This window comes from Streptomyces spiramenti (genome assembly GCF_012034385.1).
Lineage (GTDB): Bacteria > Actinomycetota > Actinomycetes > Streptomycetales > Streptomycetaceae > Streptomyces > Streptomyces spiramenti.
The window spans coordinates 13319-30282 of the sequence record NZ_JAAVJB010000036.1 but is presented as its reverse complement, the minus strand read 5'-3'; the positions used below and the strand labels follow the sequence as shown (position 1 = coordinate 30282).

Annotated in this window: 11 protein-coding genes and 1 CRISPR repeat array; of the genes, 4 read left to right on the top strand and 7 right to left on the bottom strand. The window is 73.4% G+C overall.

The window, feature by feature from the left end; translation table 11 throughout:
* The coding region (locus HCJ92_RS07395) for a DUF5682 family protein (RefSeq protein WP_167932642.1) at positions 1–3379 on the top strand (3379 nt) is incomplete at its 5' end.
* A complete protein-coding gene (locus HCJ92_RS07390) occupies positions 3376–5283 on the top strand; it encodes a hypothetical protein (RefSeq protein WP_167932641.1) in 1908 nt (635 codons plus the stop codon). The genes HCJ92_RS07395 and HCJ92_RS07390, both read left to right, overlap by 4 nt.
* 190 nt (positions 5284–5473) lie before the next feature.
* Positions 5474–7455: a CRISPR direct-repeat array (repeat unit 29 nt; unit sequence CTGCTCCCCGCACACGCGGGGGTGTTCCC).
* Between the two features lie 122 nt (positions 7456–7577).
* Here HCJ92_RS07390 and HCJ92_RS07385 read toward each other — a convergent pair.
* From HCJ92_RS07385 to HCJ92_RS07370, 4 genes are all read right to left on the bottom strand, one after another.
* Complete coding sequence (locus HCJ92_RS07385; RefSeq protein ID WP_167932640.1) at positions 7578–8240, bottom strand: hypothetical protein; 663 nt, start codon at positions 8238–8240, stop codon at positions 7578–7580.
* The gene (locus HCJ92_RS07380; RefSeq protein WP_245240666.1) at positions 8240–8704 is read right to left on the bottom strand and encodes a DUF2199 domain-containing protein; all 465 of its coding nucleotides are present in this window, start codon (positions 8702–8704) and stop codon (positions 8240–8242) included. The genes HCJ92_RS07385 and HCJ92_RS07380 overlap by 1 nt, the downstream gene beginning before the upstream one ends.
* A gap of 414 nt (positions 8705–9118) precedes the next feature.
* The gene (locus HCJ92_RS07375; RefSeq protein WP_167932645.1) at positions 9119–9652 is read right to left on the bottom strand and encodes a WHG domain-containing protein; all 534 of its coding nucleotides are present in this window, start codon (positions 9650–9652) and stop codon (positions 9119–9121) included.
* 22 nt (positions 9653–9674) lie between these two features.
* The gene (locus HCJ92_RS07370) at positions 9675–10520 is read right to left on the bottom strand and encodes an alpha/beta fold hydrolase (protein WP_167932638.1); all 846 of its coding nucleotides are present in this window, start codon (positions 10518–10520) and stop codon (positions 9675–9677) included.
* A gap of 277 nt (positions 10521–10797) precedes the next feature.
* Between HCJ92_RS07370 and HCJ92_RS07365 the strand changes: the two genes are divergently transcribed.
* Positions 10798–11004 carry a hypothetical protein gene (locus HCJ92_RS07365; protein ID WP_167932637.1) on the top strand — a complete coding sequence of 69 codons (207 nt, stop codon included), beginning with the start codon at positions 10798–10800 and terminating at the stop codon, positions 11002–11004.
* Between the two features lie 442 nt (positions 11005–11446).
* Here the strand turns inward: HCJ92_RS07365 and HCJ92_RS07360 are convergent, their stop codons facing one another.
* Positions 11447–12346: an NAD-dependent epimerase/dehydratase family protein gene (locus HCJ92_RS07360; RefSeq protein ID WP_167932636.1), complete on the bottom strand. Its 900-nt coding sequence runs from the start codon at positions 12344–12346 to the stop codon at positions 11447–11449.
* A gap of 455 nt (positions 12347–12801) precedes the next feature.
* On the opposite strand from HCJ92_RS07360, the gene HCJ92_RS07355 reads away from it, so the two are divergent.
* Positions 12802–14238, top strand: coding sequence for an NCS2 family permease (locus HCJ92_RS07355; RefSeq protein WP_167932635.1), 1437 nt, complete (start codon positions 12802–12804; stop codon positions 14236–14238).
* Positions 14239–14347: 109 nt separating this feature from the next.
* Here the strand turns inward: HCJ92_RS07355 and HCJ92_RS07350 are convergent, their stop codons facing one another.
* Both HCJ92_RS07350 and thpD read right to left on the bottom strand, forming a co-directional pair.
* Complete coding sequence (locus tag HCJ92_RS07350) at positions 14348–15736, bottom strand: SLC13 family permease (RefSeq protein ID WP_209310825.1); 1389 nt, start codon at positions 15734–15736, stop codon at positions 14348–14350.
* Positions 15737–16045: 309 nt separating this feature from the next.
* Positions 16046–16945, bottom strand: a complete 900-nt coding sequence (gene thpD, locus HCJ92_RS07345) for an ectoine hydroxylase (protein WP_167932634.1) — start codon at positions 16943–16945, stop codon at positions 16046–16048.
* Positions 16946–16964 lie beyond the last annotated feature (19 nt).

The window sequence follows — 16964 nt, the reverse complement described above, 5'->3', positions numbered from 1 at the left end:
GTGGCAGGCGATGCGCGACCGGGCGACCGGCCGCGCGGGCGACGACCTGTGGGACCGGCTCGTGGAGGCCGCCGCACCCGGCTCCACCCCCGAGGCGGTGCGGCGGGCGGCGCTGCTGACCGGCTGGGCCCTCCGGCGGGACGCCGGGGCGGGCGTCCCGGAGAGCGACCTCGCCCGGGAGCGGCACATGCGGGGCTGCCTGGCCGCCGCACGCGCCGGCGGCCGACGCGTCGCCGCCGTCATCGGCGCCTTCCACGCCCCCGCCCTGCTGGCCGAGCCGGCGACGGCAGCCGGGGCGGACCGCTCCGGGACCCCGGCCGGCGGTGGATCCGCAGGTGTACGGCGCGAGCCGGCCGCGGGGAGCACCGACGGCGACCCGGCGCCGCGCCCCTGGCCCCACCCCGAAGCCGCGGTCCGCGCCGCCACGGACGCGACCCCCGACGCCGATCCCGGCACACCCCACGGTGCCGTCACCGCCGCCGACCCCGACGGGGCACCCGACGCCGACTGGTCCGTCTCCCTGATCCCCTACACCTACGCCCTCCTGGACGAGCGCTCCGGCTACCCCGCGGGCATCCGCGACCCGGAGTGGCAGCACCTGGTCCTGACGGCGGCCGGCGACCCGGCCGCCGTCAGCGACGCCCTCACCGTCACCGCCGTCCGGCTCAGCGCAGCGCTCCGCCGCCTCGGCCACCCCTCCGGCCCGGCCGACGCCCGGGAGATCACCCGGCTCGCCGGCGACCTCGCCCGCCTCCGCGACCTCCCCGCACCCGGCCGCGGCGAACTCGCCGAAGCGGCCCAGACCGTGCTGGCCCAGGGCGAACTCCACGGCAGGGGACGCGCCGTGGCCCGCGCCCTCGACGAGGTCCTCGTCGGCACCCGCACCGGCACCGCCACCCCCCGGGCGCCACGCGGCGGACTCGCCCCGGCCGTGGAGCGCGAGCTCGCGGAACTCGGACTGCCCGGCCCGCACGACGCCTCCCGGCAGAGCCGCGACCTCCGCCTCGATCCGCTCCGCTCCGATCTCGACCGTCGCCGTGAGCTCCTGCTCCGCCGGTTGTCCGTCTGCGGCGTCCCGTACGGCGCACCGCGCGAGGTCGCCGGCACCGGCGGCGCCGACGCCCTCACCTCCCGCTGGGAGATCCGCTGGACCCCGGCCACCGCCGCCGTGCTCGTCGCCGCGACCGTGCGCGGTGTCACCGCAGCGCAGGCCGCCGAAGGGGTGCTCCGCGAACGCCACCGGACCGAACGGGACGAAGGCGGCCCGACGGCGGCACAGATCCTGACCGGGCTCGCCGACGCCGCCGCCTGCGGGGTCGCGCCGCTGGCCGACGAACGCCTCGCCGAGACGGCCGACCTGCTCCCGGGCTGCGCCGCCCTGCCCGAACTCCTCACCGGTCTCTCCCTGGTGGACCGGGTCGGCGCCGGTCACGTTCCCGGGCTGCCCGCCGACGCCGGGCGCGCCCGGGCCGCCGCCGCGGCCGTCGAGACACTGACCGCCGCCGGCGTCAGGCAACTGGACGGCCTCGCCGGCTCCGAGGACGCCGACGACGCCCGTGCCCTGGTCGAACTCGCACACCGGGCCGACCTCTTCGGCGGCATCCGCCTCACCACCGCCCTGACCCGCCTCGCCGCCGAGGGATCGCCACTGATGCGAGGGGCCGCGGGCGCGCTCCTCGTCCTGCTCGGCCACGAGGACCCCGCCGTGCTGGGGGAGCGCGCCGCCGCCTGGATCGACGCCGCCACCGACCCTGAACGCCGCGCCGCCCTCACCGCCCGGCTCACCGGCCTGCTGACCGCCGCCGGGCCCTTGCTGGAGGCCGAACCGCACACCCTGGACCCGCTGCTCGCGCGCGTCACCGACCTGCCGGACCGGGACTTCCTGGACCGGCTGCCGGCTCTGCGCGGCGGATTCGACACCCTCAGCCCCGCCGCTCGGGACCGACTGCTCGCGGTGGTCGAGGAACAGCTCGGCCTGGCCCTGCCCGAGGCGCCCGCAGACCCCGGCGTGCTCGCCGTCCACGCCCGCGCCGACCTCGCGGCCCGCGCCGCCCTGGACCGCCTCGGGCTCCTCCCGGCCCCGGCCGCCGATCACCCCTCGCCCGCCGACGAAGACCGGCCGGACCCCGCCGATCCTGCCGACGGCCCCGCCCGTGCTCGTGGCACGGCTCCCGAACCCGCCGTCGCCACCCCCGAGGAGCGAACGACCGGCGGGGACGCTCCCGTCGACGGTGCTCTGCCCGGAACGCTGCCCGCCGCAGCCCCGGCCGTCCGCGTGCTGCGCCCGGCGGACCGCTGGCGCCTCGTCCTCGGCCGACGGAACGACGCCCTCGCCGAGAACGCCGCCGGGTTCGCCACCGCGCTCGACGAGCTCTACGGCCAGGGCCGGGGCGAGGGGAGCCGCGGTGACCTCGGCGCGGGCAGCGGCGGTGGCCGCGAGGCCCCCTACCCGGGGGTCCGTGACTGGTCCGAGGAACTCGCCGCCCTCTTCGGGCCCGGCATCCGCGAAGAGGTCATGGCCGCCGCGGCAGCGCAGGGCCGCACCGACGTCCTGTCGGAGCTCCACCCCGACACCGTTCGCCCCTCCGTGGAACTGCTGCAAACCGTCCTCCGCCACGCCGGCGGCCTCCCCGAGGCCCGACTCGCCGCACTGCGGCCCCTGGTGCGCCGCCTGGTGGACGAACTCACCCGCGCGCTCGCCACCCGCATCCGCCCCGCGCTGCACGGCGCGATCCAACCGCGCCCCTCCCGCCGCCCGGGCGGCCCGCTCGACCTGCCCCGCACCGTCCGCGCCAACCTCGCCGGTGCGCGCCGCGCGCCGGACGGCAGCGTCCGACTGGTCCCCGAGCACCCCGTCTTCCACACCCGTGGCCGGCGCTCCGCCGACTGGCGGCTGATCCTCGTCACCGACGTGTCGGGATCGATGGAGGCGTCCACCGTCTGGGCGGCGCTCACCGCCTCCGTGCTCGCCGGGGTCCCGACGCTGTCCACGCACTTCCTGGCGTTCTCCACCGAGGTCGTGGACCTCACCGGCCAGGTCGACGACCCGCTGTCCCTCCTGCTGGAGGTCAGCATCGGTGGCGGCACCCACATCGCCGCCGGCCTGCGCCACGCCCGCGAACTGGTCAGCGTCCCCTCCCGCACCCTGATCGTGGTCATCAGCGACTTCGAGGAGGGCTACCCGCTCGGCGGCCTCCTCGCCGAGGTCCGCACCCTGGTCGCGACCGGCTGCCACGTCCTCGGCTGCGCCGGTCTCGACGACGCGGGACGTCCCCGCTACTCCACGGGCGTCGCCGCCCAACTGGTCGCGGCGGGCATGCCCGTCGCAGCCCTCAGCCCGTTGGAACTCGCCCGCTGGGTGGGGGAGAAGGTCTCATGAGCTCGCAGCTGCCCCCCGTGGCGCCGGAGGTGACCGCGGAAATCGTCGGCGCGCTCTCGCCCCGGCTCCGCAAGCGGCTCGACGCCGCCGTCACCAAGCTGACCGCCCTCCCGGTCTCCCGCGACGGCGACACCGTGCGCCTCGCGCTGGACGAGGAGACCGCCGTCGAACTCCACGCGGAGGGCGGCGCGGTCACCACCGCCGACGCGGTGCGATGCGGCTGCCTGCTGGCTCCCGCCTGCGTCCACCGCGCGGCCGTCGTCTCCGCAGCGCCCATCGCGGAACCTGCGGCACCGGAAGACCCGCACGCCGCCGCTCCGGACCGAGCCGAGTCGGACGACACCGCGTCGCCGGTTTCCCCCGCCCGTGCCCCCGACGCGACGGGCGCGGTCGTCCCCCCGGCCGCCGGGGGAGGGCCGAGTCCCGCCGACCCGATCGCCGGGGCCGGGACCGGGGCCAAGACCGGGACCGGCTCCGGGCCGCCGACCGCGCCCCGGGCGGCACCCGAAGCGGCCACCGACGCACAGGTCGCCGCCTGTGCCGCCCTGTTCACCGCGGCGGCCGAGGCGATCGACGCGGGACGCGACGGCGCCGGAGCGGTGCACCAGGCCGAGCTGCTGCGCTCCGCCCACTCCGCCCGCCTCGCCGGCCTGCATCGGCCCGCAGCCGCTGCGGTCTCGGTCGTCACCCAACTCCGCGCCGCCCGGTCAGGAGCCCCCGAACACCGCCTCGCCGAACTCGCCGGGCGCCTCCGCGAACTACTCCACACCACCCACCGTCTGCCGGTGGCGACCGGACCGGAGTTCGCGGCACTCCGGGGCACGGCGCGCCGCTCCTACGCCTCGGAGGGCTCGCTCCGGCTCCACGGCCTGTTCAGCGAGTCGATCCTCACCCCCGGCGGGTACGCGGGGGCGGTGACCTGGACGGTCGACGCCGCCGGCCACCGGTACACCGTCGCCGACGTGGCCCCCGGCGGCGCGAACCGCGCTGCCGGGGCGGGCGACCACACCCTCCGGATGGGCGACACCGCGCTGACGCACCGCGAGCTCTCCCGCTCCGGTCTCGCGCTCTCCGGCGCGACGCTCTCGCCGTCCGGGCGACTGGGCGCGGGTTCCGGGGTCCGCGCGGTCCGCGCCGCCGGCTCGCCATGGACCGGTGCTCCGCTGTCCGCCCTGTGGGAGGAGCCGCTGCCCTCGCAGGTCGCCAGGGCGCTGACAGCGGGGGAGGAGCAGACGTCCGACCGCGACGACCTGCTGTTCCTGCACGTCACCCTGGCGGGCGCCGCCAGGGAGGCCGGGGGCGACTGCCTCCTCGCCCACGGCGACGGGCTGACGATCCGCCTGACCGTCGCCCACGACCACCCCGCCCTGCCCCACCGCGACAACCTGCGGCTGCTGGCCTCCCGCCCCGGCCTCCGCCTGCGCGCCGTCGCCCGCCTCGACCCGGCCGCCCACCCCCGCGCCCGGCTGCTGGCCATCAGCCACCCGACCGACGAGGAGGCCCACGTCAACCTCGGCCTGGAGCGCCTGCAACTCGCCGACCTGACGCCCGCCACCACTTCCGGCGTGTCCCACACCCCCGCAGCCGACACGGTCCGCCCCGCGACTGCCCCGCTCCACCTCCTACGCCGCCGCCTCCACCACGCGGTCGCCGGTGGTCGCGGACTGCTGACGTCACCGCCGGGCAACGACCTCCGGGCGTTGCGCGACCACGCCCTGCCGACCGCCGCCGAGTTGCTGGAGAACCTCCACCGGGCCGCCGCCGATCGCTCCCGCGACACCTTCGGACGGCTGCGGGCCACCGACCCCGAACGGTTCGCCCGCGCATGGCTGGCCGTCGCCCTGTACACGGAGGAGCTGGACCGGGCACTGTGCGCAGAAGCCTGGACGGGTGCGGGGGCCTGACGGGGCGCTCGCACTGCGGCCGGCGCACGCGACGGCACGACCCGGACCGCCGGAGCAGGCCCGAACACCCCAGCCGCGTCGTATCGTTGCCCCGAAGTCGACCGCGCGACCTGGAATGGGCGAAATGCCGGAGTTTGGTAAAGTAAGTAAAATCCAGTTACTCGCCAGTTAACGCCCCAGGTCACGCACTCTGCTCCCCGCACACGCGGGGGTGTTCCCGACCGACGCCTTGGTGTCGGTCCGGGTGACCTCTGCTCCCCGCACACGCGGGGGTGTTCCCGGGTCCGCCCCGCCGGCGGCGCCGTGCTCCTGGCTGCTCCCCGCACACGCGGGGGTGTTCCAGCATCATCTACGACCTCCCGAAGAACGAGGGGCTGCTCCCCGCACACGCGGGGGTGTTCCCTACTGGATCCACCCGGAGGTCGTGGGCGGGTTCTGCTCCCCGCACACGCGGGGGTGTTCCTGGTTGACGCGCGGTACATGCTGATCGTCGAGGCTGCTCCCCGCACACGCGGGGGTGTTCCCTCCTTCCCGCCGCACGCACATTGGTCGTACTCCTGCTCCCCGCACACGCGGGGGTGTTCCCGAGACGATGACCGCCCTTCCCGGCGTCCTCGACTGCTCCCCGCACACGCGGGGGTGTTCCCTCTTCGCCGAGAGCCCCCAGGACACGCCCTTCCTGCTCCCCGCACACGCGGGGGTGTTCCCCGGATCGCGGAGGGTCGCTCCTACGCGGACGCCTGCTCCCCGCACACGCGGGGGTGTTCCCGAAACCGGGTTGGCGTGGATGCCGTTCATCGCCTGCTCCCCGCACACGCGGGGGTGTTCCCCGGCCGTCCGAGGACGGGACGAAGTGGCTCTGCTGCTCCCCGCACACGCGGGGGTGTTCCTGAAGATCAAGCGCGAGGTCGAGACGCGAATCACTGCTCCCCGCACACGCGGGGGTGTTCCCCACAGCGAGTCACGCCCTCAGCCTCCTGTCCACTGCTCCCCGCACACGCGGGGGTGTTCCCCGGTGCGCTGGACGGGCAGGTCGCCGGGGCAGCTGCTCCCCGCACACGCGGGGGTGTTCCCACTCCGAGAGACCCTGCTCCTGAATCTGCCCACTGCTCCCCGCACACGCGGGGGTGTTCCCGGCGTTACGTTCTTCGCTGACCTGCGGTGTCGCTGCTCCCCGCACACGCGGGGGTGTTCCCCCCGGGCGGCTGTCCCCCGACCTCATCTGGGGCTGCTCCCCGCACACGCGGGGGTGTTCCCTGGTCAAGGATGCTGGCGCGGGTCGTCTCGCTCTGCTCCCCGCACACGCGGGGGTGTTCCCCTTCGGGCCATGACCACCCACCTCGCTGCCCACTGCTCCCCGCACACGCGGGGGTGTTCCCCGTGGCTACCAGAATGGGCGACGAGGAAAGCACTGCTCCCCGCACACGCGGGGGTGTTCCCTGCGCACCGCCTGCATCGAGTCCAATGTTCTGCTGCTCCCCGCACACGCGGGGGTGTTCCCGCGCTCACCCGCTCGGGGCGTGGCGGCCAGGTCTGCTCCCCGCACACGCGGGGGTGTTCCTAATCCACTCGATGATTCGCTTTTTGCTGCGGCCTGCTCCCCGCACACGCGGGGGTGTTCCCCGCCTGGCGGTCGCCCACCATTACGCCTACTCCTGCTCCCCGCACACGCGGGGGTGTTCCCCTGGTCGTCCGCGTCGACCCGGGCGGGCGCAACTGCTCCCCGCACACGCGGGGGTGTTCCCGATGACATGTCGTCAATCTTCACTGAGACATACTGCTCCCCGCACACGCGGGGGTGTTCCCCGGTCTCGCCCGCGCGAGAGCCGTGGTCTCGCCTGCTCCCCGCACACGCGGGGGTGTTCCCGCGAAGGCGCCCCACCCATCCCGAGTGGGGCGCTGCTCCCCGCACACGCGGGGGTGTTCCCTCGCCGGCGACTTCCCGGAGGGCGTCCCCCAGCTGCTCCCCGCACACGCGGGGGTGTTCCCGTCACCCACTCCAGCGGAGACGAGGTCACGTACTGCTCCCCGCACACGCGGGGGTGTTCCCATCATCGCCAAGGACAAGGCCAGCAAAGTCGTCTGCTCCCCGCATACGCGGGGATGTTCCCTTCTTGTGGCTGGGGTGCCACCAGATCAGGAGCTGCTCCCCGCACACGCGGGGGTGTTCCCGCGCGGCGCGGAATGTCTACCGCAGGGACGTCCTGCTCCCCTCGCACGCCAGGGTGTGCTGGTTTCGGGATCAGCGGTGGACAGGGCGACCCGGTGGTTACCGCACGCGCGTGGCCGACAACTCAGCCGCCGTGAGGGCTCCACTCGCCCAGACCCTCGTAGATGTGCGCCTCGAGGCATTGCGGAGCGTCGAGGCCCACGGCTTCGCCCCGGTACACGGCGATGAGTGAGTCCTTGCCGCGCCACCAGGAATCGGTCGCACCCTCCACTTCGGGTACTGGATCGAATGCACGGAGATCCAACGTGTCGACGTCCTCACGCGTGACTCTTGTGACGGTCGCGGCCAAGCGGCGGGCATGCGCGGCGAGCGCCAGGGATTCCACCCAGCCGTCAGCGCTGGCATGCAGAGGCGTCCAACGGTGGGCGTTGATACCGAAGGCGCCGTCGGGCCCGATCTCGAAGCTGTAGGCCATGGACGCCCGGCAATCGCCTGCCGGGAACGACCAGCCGCCCCCGGGTGTCTCCTCGGGGCAGTCGGCGTCCAGAATGCGCGGCCCGCCCTCGTAGAACGCGGACGGCGGCAGGGCGAGCCCGCCCCATCGGTCCTGGAAAGCAGTCGCCCGTTCGATCTCCGCAGCAGGCACACCGTGCTCGATCCACGCGTCGTGGTGCAGACGTAGATCGTGTCGGCGAACGCGGATGCCCGCCGTCTCGATGAACCACTGGGCCCTTCGGCTCAGGCCGGCAGGCGCTGTCGGGACAGGCGCTACGGGCCGGTCAGCCATTACCGCTGCTCGCCGTCACCGGCGCAGCTCAGTGTCGACGCAATCTCACGCACACGACTCAGGTTGATTCCTCCGTGCTGCTCGACGGCGAGGGGGTGCTCGGTGGGCTCCAGCTCGACGAAGAAGCGCTCACCCACCGGGCGGGTATGGACGAGGGTCTTGAGGTTGAACGTCGCCGTCGGATACACCGGAAGATCAGTGGTGAGCCAGCCGAAGTACGGCTCCTCGGCCTCGCGTCCGGGCCTGTTCCACAGGTCGGAGACCCGGGAGTAGCTCTCTCGGCTGAGCGAGACCCACACCCCCCAGGAGAACACCGCGTCACAACCGATGACAGGTATCTCGATCAGGCCCTTGACGAAGTAGTGCTGCGCGCCGATCACGCACTGGTCTGCGGAGAGCAGGCAGTCATCGGCGTCGGCGTCGGCGTCTTCCCACACGGCGGGGGCGGCGGCGGTGTAGTTCATCGGCAGGTCAGGGCGATGAGTCCCGCAGCATGCGCAGGTGAACCCCGTGTCACTGGTCATGGGCCCGGAGCCTAGCGACGGTCCTCAGGCGCTCACGAAGGGAGGCACCCCCGGGCGCCGCGTTCCGCGGTCACCACCGGGCTCACCCGGCCCATGCGCACCTCATGGGGCGCGCTGACCCCAAGCCCCGCCCCTGTCGGGAAGACCAGTGGTTCTCCTCTTCCTGGTCATGGCTCCGGCAGGGGCGGTGCGTCCTCGGTGACCATGCTGGCGGGGGCGCGCCGCCCGCGCCGCCCGAGCTGCGTCCGACTGCTCAGCCCCCGAGGTCTCCGAACGGCCTTACCACCGCAGTCTGTTCGGAGCGCGACGTCACGATCCGCCCCGATCCGCCCCGGGGCGTACCGGCCGGCTGCCTCACATCGCGCGCAGGCCGCGGTCGGCGAAGTCGATGAGCCACTCGAAGCTCTCGTCGACGTCGGCGCTCCAGCGGAACCCGTCCGCCGACTCCAGCGTCGCGAAGCCGTGGCACAGGCTGCGGAGCATGCGCAACGCGTGGTCGACATCGGCCTCCGGCACGTCGTAACCGTGCAGCACCGACCGGAAGGTGTCCAGCATCCGGCCGGCGCCGACGGCCAGGGGGTCGTCCGGGCCGGTCGGTTCCTGGCCCACGGTGGCGGCGTAGCGCCCCGGGTGTGCCAGGACGAAGGCGCGGAAGGCGCGGGCCGCCGCCGCGAGTGCGTCACGGCCGGCCCGGCCCCGGATGGCGAGCCCGACGGCGTCGCCGGCCTCCGCGAGTGCGAGGGCAGCGACGCCGCGCAGCAGGTCGTCCATGCCCTCGACGTGTTTGTACAGCGAGGGGGTGCGCACGCCGAGCCGCTGCGCGAGCAGCCCCATCGTGAGACCAGGCAGCCCCACGTCGTCCGCGAGTGCGGCGCCCGCGGCGACCACCGTCGCACGGTCCAGCCCTGCCCTAGGCACGGGCGGCGTCCAAGCGGAGGAACGCGAGCACGAGAGCGGTCACCCGGTCGGGGAACTGGTCCTGCGGGTAGTGCCCGGCGCCCTCGATCATCTCCAGCCGCCCGAGGCCGGCGGGAAGCGCGGTGACGACAGCGGACCCCTCGGCGTGCGGATCGGCCCAGTCGGGGTCCAACGTGCCCATCACCACCAGTACCGGGCAGCGCACATTGGCGAGTTGGGCACCCGCGTCGGTCGGTGCGGTGCGCCCCATGCCCTGGAGCGTACGCATCCGGCCCGGCTCGCGCAGGCCCGCCTCGACGGTCGCCAGACGCTCCGCCCAGTCGGCGGGCTTCGGCCCGGGATACGCGACGTCGAGGTAGGAGCGCCACATCCGCGTGCTGCCGAACACAACCGCGCCCAGCAGGCGCAGCATGCCCTGCCGGAAGCGCTTCACCCGCAGGTCTCCCATGGCGACCGACTGCTTGCGGGTGAAGGGCGCCAGCTCGATGACGCCCGTCACCAGCTCCGGTTCGCTTGCCGCCGCGATGGTGGCGGCGCCGCCGGAGATGGAGTGGCCGACCAGGACGGCCGGGCCGCCGAGGTGGCGGATCACGGCGAGCAGGTCGCCCGCGATGGCGGTGCGCGACCACTCCGGCCATGCGGCGCTCGACTCGCCGCAGCCGCGCAGGTCCACGGCGGCCACGCGGTACCCCGCCGTCACCAGCACGGGAGCGACCGCTCGGTAGGCGGCGCGACTGTCGCCCATGCCGTGCGCCAGCACGATCAGCGGGCCACTACCGCTGACCTCGTAGGCGATGGTTCCGCCGTCGACGCTCAGGTACTCGGTCGGACCGGTCATGGCAGCTCCTCGTGGCTAACGGCATTAACTCAAAGCTAATTGTGTTAGCTGGCGCTGTCAACGTGGCTGCGCGCGAGCTGTGGACGGCCCCGTGCCCGACGGACGCGCGCGGCGTCCGCCGACGCGGATTCGACCGCGACCTCCCGCCGCCGCCTCCCCCGGTGGTGGGGCCGCGCGTGGCCGGTGGGGGCCTGCCGCGGGCCTTCTACGGCCGGTCGGTCGTGTGCGACGATCTCCGGTCAGTGACCGGCGGGACGAGGCGCAAGGGGGACCGGAGGTGGCCGGCTTCGAGATCGTGGCGGTGATCCTGGCCTCCGGCTTCGTCGCCGGTGGTGCGTGGGACCGGATCAAGAAGATCAAGGACGAACGCCGGGAGGCACGCGAGCGCGAACTGCGCGGTCCGGACCCGGTCTGCGGCTGTGCGGCTGCACCCACCATCTCGCCTACCACGACCCCAGGGAGGGGCGGTGCTACGCGATGGTGAAGCCCAAGTAGCCCAAGTAGCCCAAGAAGTCGAAGCAGGGCGCGAAGGGCGCGTCACCGCAACCCGACGGAAAGCCCGCCGCCGAGCCCAGGCAGCGCCCGTGCCGCCGCTACGCGGGGCCGGAGCCGCTCGCCACGCTGTACGCGCCCGAGATCACCGGGGGCACCGGCCCCGCGCTGCCCCGCGCGGACGAGTAGCGGCGGCCACCGCCGCCAGGCCCCGCCCCCAGCTTCTCCCGCCCGCCCACCTTCCCCTGCTTCTGCCCCCGCCCTTGCTCCCGTCTGACCCGCCCGCCGCCACCGCCCTGCCCTCGCCGCTCCCTGCACCGCCGCTCCCTGCCCTCGCCGCGCTCCCTTCGCTCCCACGGGGCGTCCTCCGGCCGCCCGGTGGGCCCTGCGGCGAGCGGTGCCGCGCATCCGCTGCGGGTCCGCTCCGCTGTCGGTCACTCCTGGTCCGGCAGCGGCGGCCAGTCGCCCCACATGTTCATGAAGTCGCCCCCGAGCGGCGGCGTCCCCGGTCGGGCCCAGCCGGGGTCGTCGTCGGTGAGGACGGCAGCCGCGTGATCCTCGGCGTCGTCCAGCGGCCGGTAGCCCAGGCGCCGCGCCCCGGAGAGGTCGAGAACGCCCCGGGTGTTGTCCGAGACGCCGTTGACCACGGTGTGACCGACGCCGGGCGCCGTCAGCGCCGCGTGCACCAGCCGCACCAGGTCGCCGTGGCTCAGCCAGATCGACAGCTCCCGGGCGTTGCGCGGCCGGTGGTAGCAGGCGCCGATGCGCAGCGATACGGTCTCGACGCCGGTGCGCGCCCAGTACAGCTCGGCGAGGTCCTCGCCGAGGCACTTCGTCAGCCCGTAGAAGGTGTCCGGCCGGTGCGGCCCGTTCGCCGGGATCGGTGGTTGGCCGCTGTCGGGGCAGCGCGCGAAGCCGACCGCGTGGTTGCTGGAGGCCGCCACCACACGGGGCACGCCCTCGCGACGTACTGCCTCGTACAGGTGGTACGAGCCGAGGACGTTGTTCCGCACCAGCTCCGGGAAGTCCCGCTCGCCCGGGTGGCCCGCGAGGTGCACGACCGCGTCGGTGCCCCGGGCCGCCTGCCGCAGCGCCGCCTCGTCGTCCAGCTCCGCCACCACGGCGTCCGGCTCCCCGGGCACGGCGACCCGGTCCAGGCAGCGCACCCCCCACCCGAGCGTCGGCAGCCCCGCACGGAGGGCAGTGCCGAGCCGGCCGGCGGCACCGGTCAGCAGCACGGTGCCCGGTCGCTCCCCGGCGCGGGCGGGCGCCGCTGCCCCGGGCGTGTCCGGCCCACGGTGGGACTCCGGCCTCGCCGTGCGCTTGTCGGACATGGGCTGCTCCTCGGGACGAGTGGAGGGGGAGAGGCGAGGGGGCGGGAGCCCGGCGAGGGACGCGACAGGACGGCTGGTGTCGGTCGGGGTGGCGTGGTGGGGTCGCCCGGGTGTGCGCCGCGCCACGTGCGCCCGGGCGCACCGACCGCCGAAGCGGCCCCGCCGCCCCCGCCCGGCAACCGGAGACCGGTGGCCACGAGAGGCGGCGCCGCGACCGGACAGCACCAACGGCCCCCACCGCCCGGCCTGTTGCGGTGGCGCCCCGCACGCCGACGGGACGGCTGTCGGACCCGTCGGTGACTCATGCCCCGGCCACGCGGCTCCCGAAACCGCGCCACGCCGCGTTACGGCGCGGTTTCCCTTCCGGACCTGGCTGGGACGGAGGTGTCCCTGTCAGGCACAATCGCTGCGTTCCCGCCGTCCCGGCGCCGACGCGACCTCCGTGAGGACCACCCATGAGCACGACCCCGACCGACGCCGCCCCGGGCGCGAAGACGCCCGCGGGGCGCCTGGACGCGTTCTTCCAGATAGCCGAACGCGGTTCGACCGTCGGCCGGGAGGTCCGCGGCGGTCTGGTCACCTTCTTCACCATGGCCTACATCCTGGTGCTGAACCCGGTGATCCTCGGCGGCAGCACCGACGTCAACGGCGACCAGCTCGACATCGGTCAGCTCGTCACCGTCACCGCCCTCGTCGCCGCGGTCATGACGATCCTCATGGGGGTCACCGCCAACCTGCCCATCGCGCTCGCCGCCGGGCTCGGACTGAACGCGATGGTCGCCTACGGACTGGCCCCGATCATGACCTGGCCCGAGGCGATGGGCCTGGTCGTCCTGGAAGGACTGCTGATCATCGCGCTGGCCCTGACCGGGCTGCGGGAGAAGGTCATGCAGGCCATCCCGATGCCGATAAAGCAGGCCATCGGGGTCGGCATCGGTCTCTTCATCGCCTTCATCGGCGTGATCAACGCCGGCTTCGCCGGCCCGGGTGACGGCACCCCCGTCACCCTCGGCGACGGCGGGGTGCTGCGCGGCTGGCCCGTCCTCGTCTTCTGCGTCGGCGTGCTGCTGACGTTCGTGCTGATGGCCCGCAAGGTCAAGGGCGCCATCCTGATCAGCATCGTCGCCACCACGGCGCTGGCCGTCGCCATCAACACCCTCGCGGATGACATCGCCTGGGGTCTCACCACCCCCGAGCTGCCGCGCGGCCTCGACGACATCGTGGCGATGCCGGACTTCGGCCTCGTCGGCGAGTTCAGCCTCTTCGGTGCGTTCGGTCAGATCAGCGTCATCACGGTGCTGCTGCTGATCTTCACCCTCTTCCTCACCGACTTCTTCGACACCATGGGCACCGCCGTCGCCGTCACCAACGAGGCCGGACTGCTGAAGGACGGCCGTCCGCCGCGTCTGGGCCGACTGCTGCTGGTGGACGGCCTCGCCACCGTCGGCGGCGGTGCCTGCTCCGCCTCCTCCAACACGGCCTACATCGAGTCGGCCTCAGGGGTGGGGGAGGGCGCCCGCACCGGGCTCGCCAACCTCGTCACCGGCGGACTCTTCGCCCTCGCGCTGTTCTTCGCGCCGCTGGCCGCCACCGTCCCCGCGCAGGCGGCCTCACCGGCGCTGGTCGTGGTCGGGTTCCTGATGATGACGCAGGTCGTCGGCGTGGACTGGAAGGCGTACGACATCGCCATTCCCGCCTTCGTGATCATCGCGGTGATGCCGTTCACCTACTCGATCACCCACGGCATCGGCGCCGGCTTCATCACCTACGTCGTGGTGAAGACCGCGCTGGGCCGCGTCCGCGAGGTGCACTGGCTGATGTGGGCGACCGCGGCGGCGTTCCTGGTGTTCTTCGCGATCGACCCCATCGAGCAGGTCCTCGGCATCCGCTGACCGCGCGCACCCCGCCGTGCCACCCGTGGACCCGGACCAAGACGACGGGCCGCCACCCCACACGGGGCGGCGGCCCGTCGTCGTGCCCGGCGCGGAGCGGCGGGAGGCCCTACAGGGCGTACCCGAAGACCCAGGCGCCCAGCGAGTACGTCGCCAGCGTCACCAGGACCAGCGACAGCACGTTCAGCACCGCGCCGCCCTTGACCATCTGGCCGATGGTGACGTGACCGGTGGAGAAGACGATCGCGTTCGGCGGCGTCGCCACCGGCAGCATGAACGAGCAGGTGGCGGCCAACGCCACCGGCAGCACCAGCAGCATCGGGTCGAGACCGAAGCCCAGCGCCACGCCGCCCACGATCGGGATGAACGTCGCCGCGGTCGCCGTGTTGCTCGTCAGCTCCGTCAACGCCAGCACCAGCACCAGGATCGCGAACACCAGCAACAGCGTCGGGATCGCCTCCAGAGCGCTGACCTGGTCGCCCACCCACTCGCTGAGCCCCGTCGCCCCGAACTGCGCCGAGAGGCTCAGACCGCCGCCGAACAGCAGCAGGATGCCCCACGGCAGCTCCTTGGTGTCCTCCCAGACCAGCAGCCGTCGGCCACCGTCGCGGCGGGCCGGCAGCGTCAGCATCAGCAGCGCGGCGCAGATCGCGACACCGGAGTCGCCCAGCGCGGCCGGCCACGCCCACAGGTTCTCCAACTGGGGCACCAGCACCCAGGCGAGGGCGGCGGAGACGAAGACGACCAGCACCATCTTCTCGGCGAAGCTCATCGGCCCGAGCTCGCGGCGCCGCTCCTCGATCATCTCGCGACCGCCGGGGATCTCCTTGATCTCCGGACGGAAGACGAGGCGGGTCAGCACCAGCCAGATCAGCACCAGGAACGTCAGCGACAGCGGGACGCCGAACATCATCCACTGGAAGAAGCCGATGCTGATGTCGTGCTCGTTCTGCATGTACTCACGCAGGAACGCGTTGGGCGGAGTGGAGATGATCGTGGCGAACGAACCGACCGACGCCGCGTACGCGATGCCCAGCATCAGCGCGGTCGCGAAGTTCGGGGCGCGCTTGCCGTCACCCAGCTGCGCCACCAGGCCGAGCACCGCGATACCCATCGGCAGCATCATCACGGCGGTCGCGGTGTTGGAGATCCACATCGACAGCAGACCGGTGGCGAGCATGAAGCCGCCGATCATGCGCACCGGGGAGGTGCCGACGACCATCACCGTCGCCAGCGCGAACCGTACGTGGAGGTTCCAACGCTGCATCGCCAGCGCGATGGTGAAGCCGCCGAGGAACAGGAAGATGGTGTCGCTGGCGTAGGGCCCGGCCGCCTCGGAGAGCGGCGCGATGTCCAGGAAGGGGAACGCCACCAGCGGGACGAGCGCCGTGGCGGGCAACGGGATCGCCTCGGTCATCCACCACACGGCCATGACGACCGCCACCGCCGCCACGTTCTTGCCGTCGGCGGACAGGGAGTCCGGCAGGATCAACCGCACGATCGCGGCCAGTACGGGTCCCGCCGGCAGGCCTATCCACTGCCGGGGGAGGATCCGCCGTGAGCGGTCCTCGGACTCGCCGCCGTCCGACCCTGGTCCTGGGAGGACCGCTGGTCGGCGGACGGGTTCGATTCGGATTGTGACACGGTCTCACCCTCGGATCGGTTCTCGGCCAGGCCAACCTGCCACCGCCCACCGCGGGGAGCAAGCCCGACGGACCGTCGCGAGGGTCCCTTCGGTTGCCGGACGCCGCGTCGCCGTCGTACGGACGTCGTCCGAGGACGTCTGACGCGGCGTCCGCCCCCCGGGTCAACGCACCGGGGTGAAGTCCCGTGCGCCGATGTACTCAGGACGCGGCACCGGCGCCGCGAACGGCTCCACCACGGTGTTCTCCACGCTGTTGAAGACGATGAAGACGTTCGAACGCGGGAACGGCGTGATGTTGTCCCCCGAGCCGTGCATCGCGTTGCAGTCGAACCAGGTCGCCGAGCCCGCGGCGCCGGTGAACAGCTTGATGCCGTGGGCGTCCGCCAGTCGCGTCAGCCGCTCGTCGGACGGGATGCCCGCGTCCTGCATCTGGAGCGACTTCTTGTAGTTGTCCTCCGGCGTGGCGCCCTCACACCCCAGGAAGGTGCGGTGGGAGCCGGGCATGATCATCAGCCCGCCGTTGGTGTCGTGGTTCCGGGTGAGAGCGATGGAGACCGAGACTGCCCGCATGCGGGGCATCCCGTCCTCCGCGTGCCAGGTCTCGAAGTCGGAGTGCCAGTAGAAGCCGGTCGCACCGAAGCCCGGCTTCACGTTGATGCGGCTCTGGTGGACGTACACGTCCGAACCGAGGATCTGCCGGGCGCGGTCCGCCAGGCGCTGGTCGCGTACCAGGGCGGCGAAGATCTCGCTGATCCGGTGCACCTCGAAGACGGTGCGGATCTTGTCGGACCGGGGCTCCACGATCGAGCGCGGGTCGGACTTGATCGTCGGGTCGGTGGTGAGCCGCTCCAGCTCGCCGTGGTACAGCTCCACCTCCGTCGGACTGATGAGCTGGTCGATCGCGAGAAAGCCGTCGTGGTCGAAGGAGGCCAGGTCCGTTGCGCCGATCGGGCCGGAAGCACCGGGCTCCGACCAGACGACCGGGTCCTGACGTTCGGTGATCACTTCGCTCTCACCGCGCGTGGGGTAGAGGTCGGCGATCTGCGCGGGTGCGGTCGTCATGGTGTGCCATCCTCTCGTT

Coding starts and splice junctions, on each gene's coding strand:
- thpD (WP_167932634.1), bottom strand. CDS start 16,945: ATGACGACCGCACCCGCGCAGATCGCCGACCTCTACCCCACGCGCGGT.
- HCJ92_RS07355 (WP_167932635.1), top strand. CDS start 12,802: ATGAGCACGACCCCGACCGACGCCGCCCCGGGCGCGAAGACGCCCGCG.
- HCJ92_RS07360 (WP_167932636.1), bottom strand. CDS start 12,346: ATGTCCGACAAGCGCACGGCGAGGCCGGAGTCCCACCGTGGGCCGGAC.
- HCJ92_RS07380 (WP_245240666.1), bottom strand. CDS start 8,704: ATGAACTACACCGCCGCCGCCCCCGCCGTGTGGGAAGACGCCGACGCC.
- HCJ92_RS07385 (WP_167932640.1), bottom strand. CDS start 8,240: ATGGCTGACCGGCCCGTAGCGCCTGTCCCGACAGCGCCTGCCGGCCTG.
- HCJ92_RS07370 (WP_167932638.1), bottom strand. CDS start 10,520: ATGACCGGTCCGACCGAGTACCTGAGCGTCGACGGCGGAACCATCGCC.
- HCJ92_RS07390 (WP_167932641.1), top strand. CDS start 3,376: ATGAGCTCGCAGCTGCCCCCCGTGGCGCCGGAGGTGACCGCGGAAATC.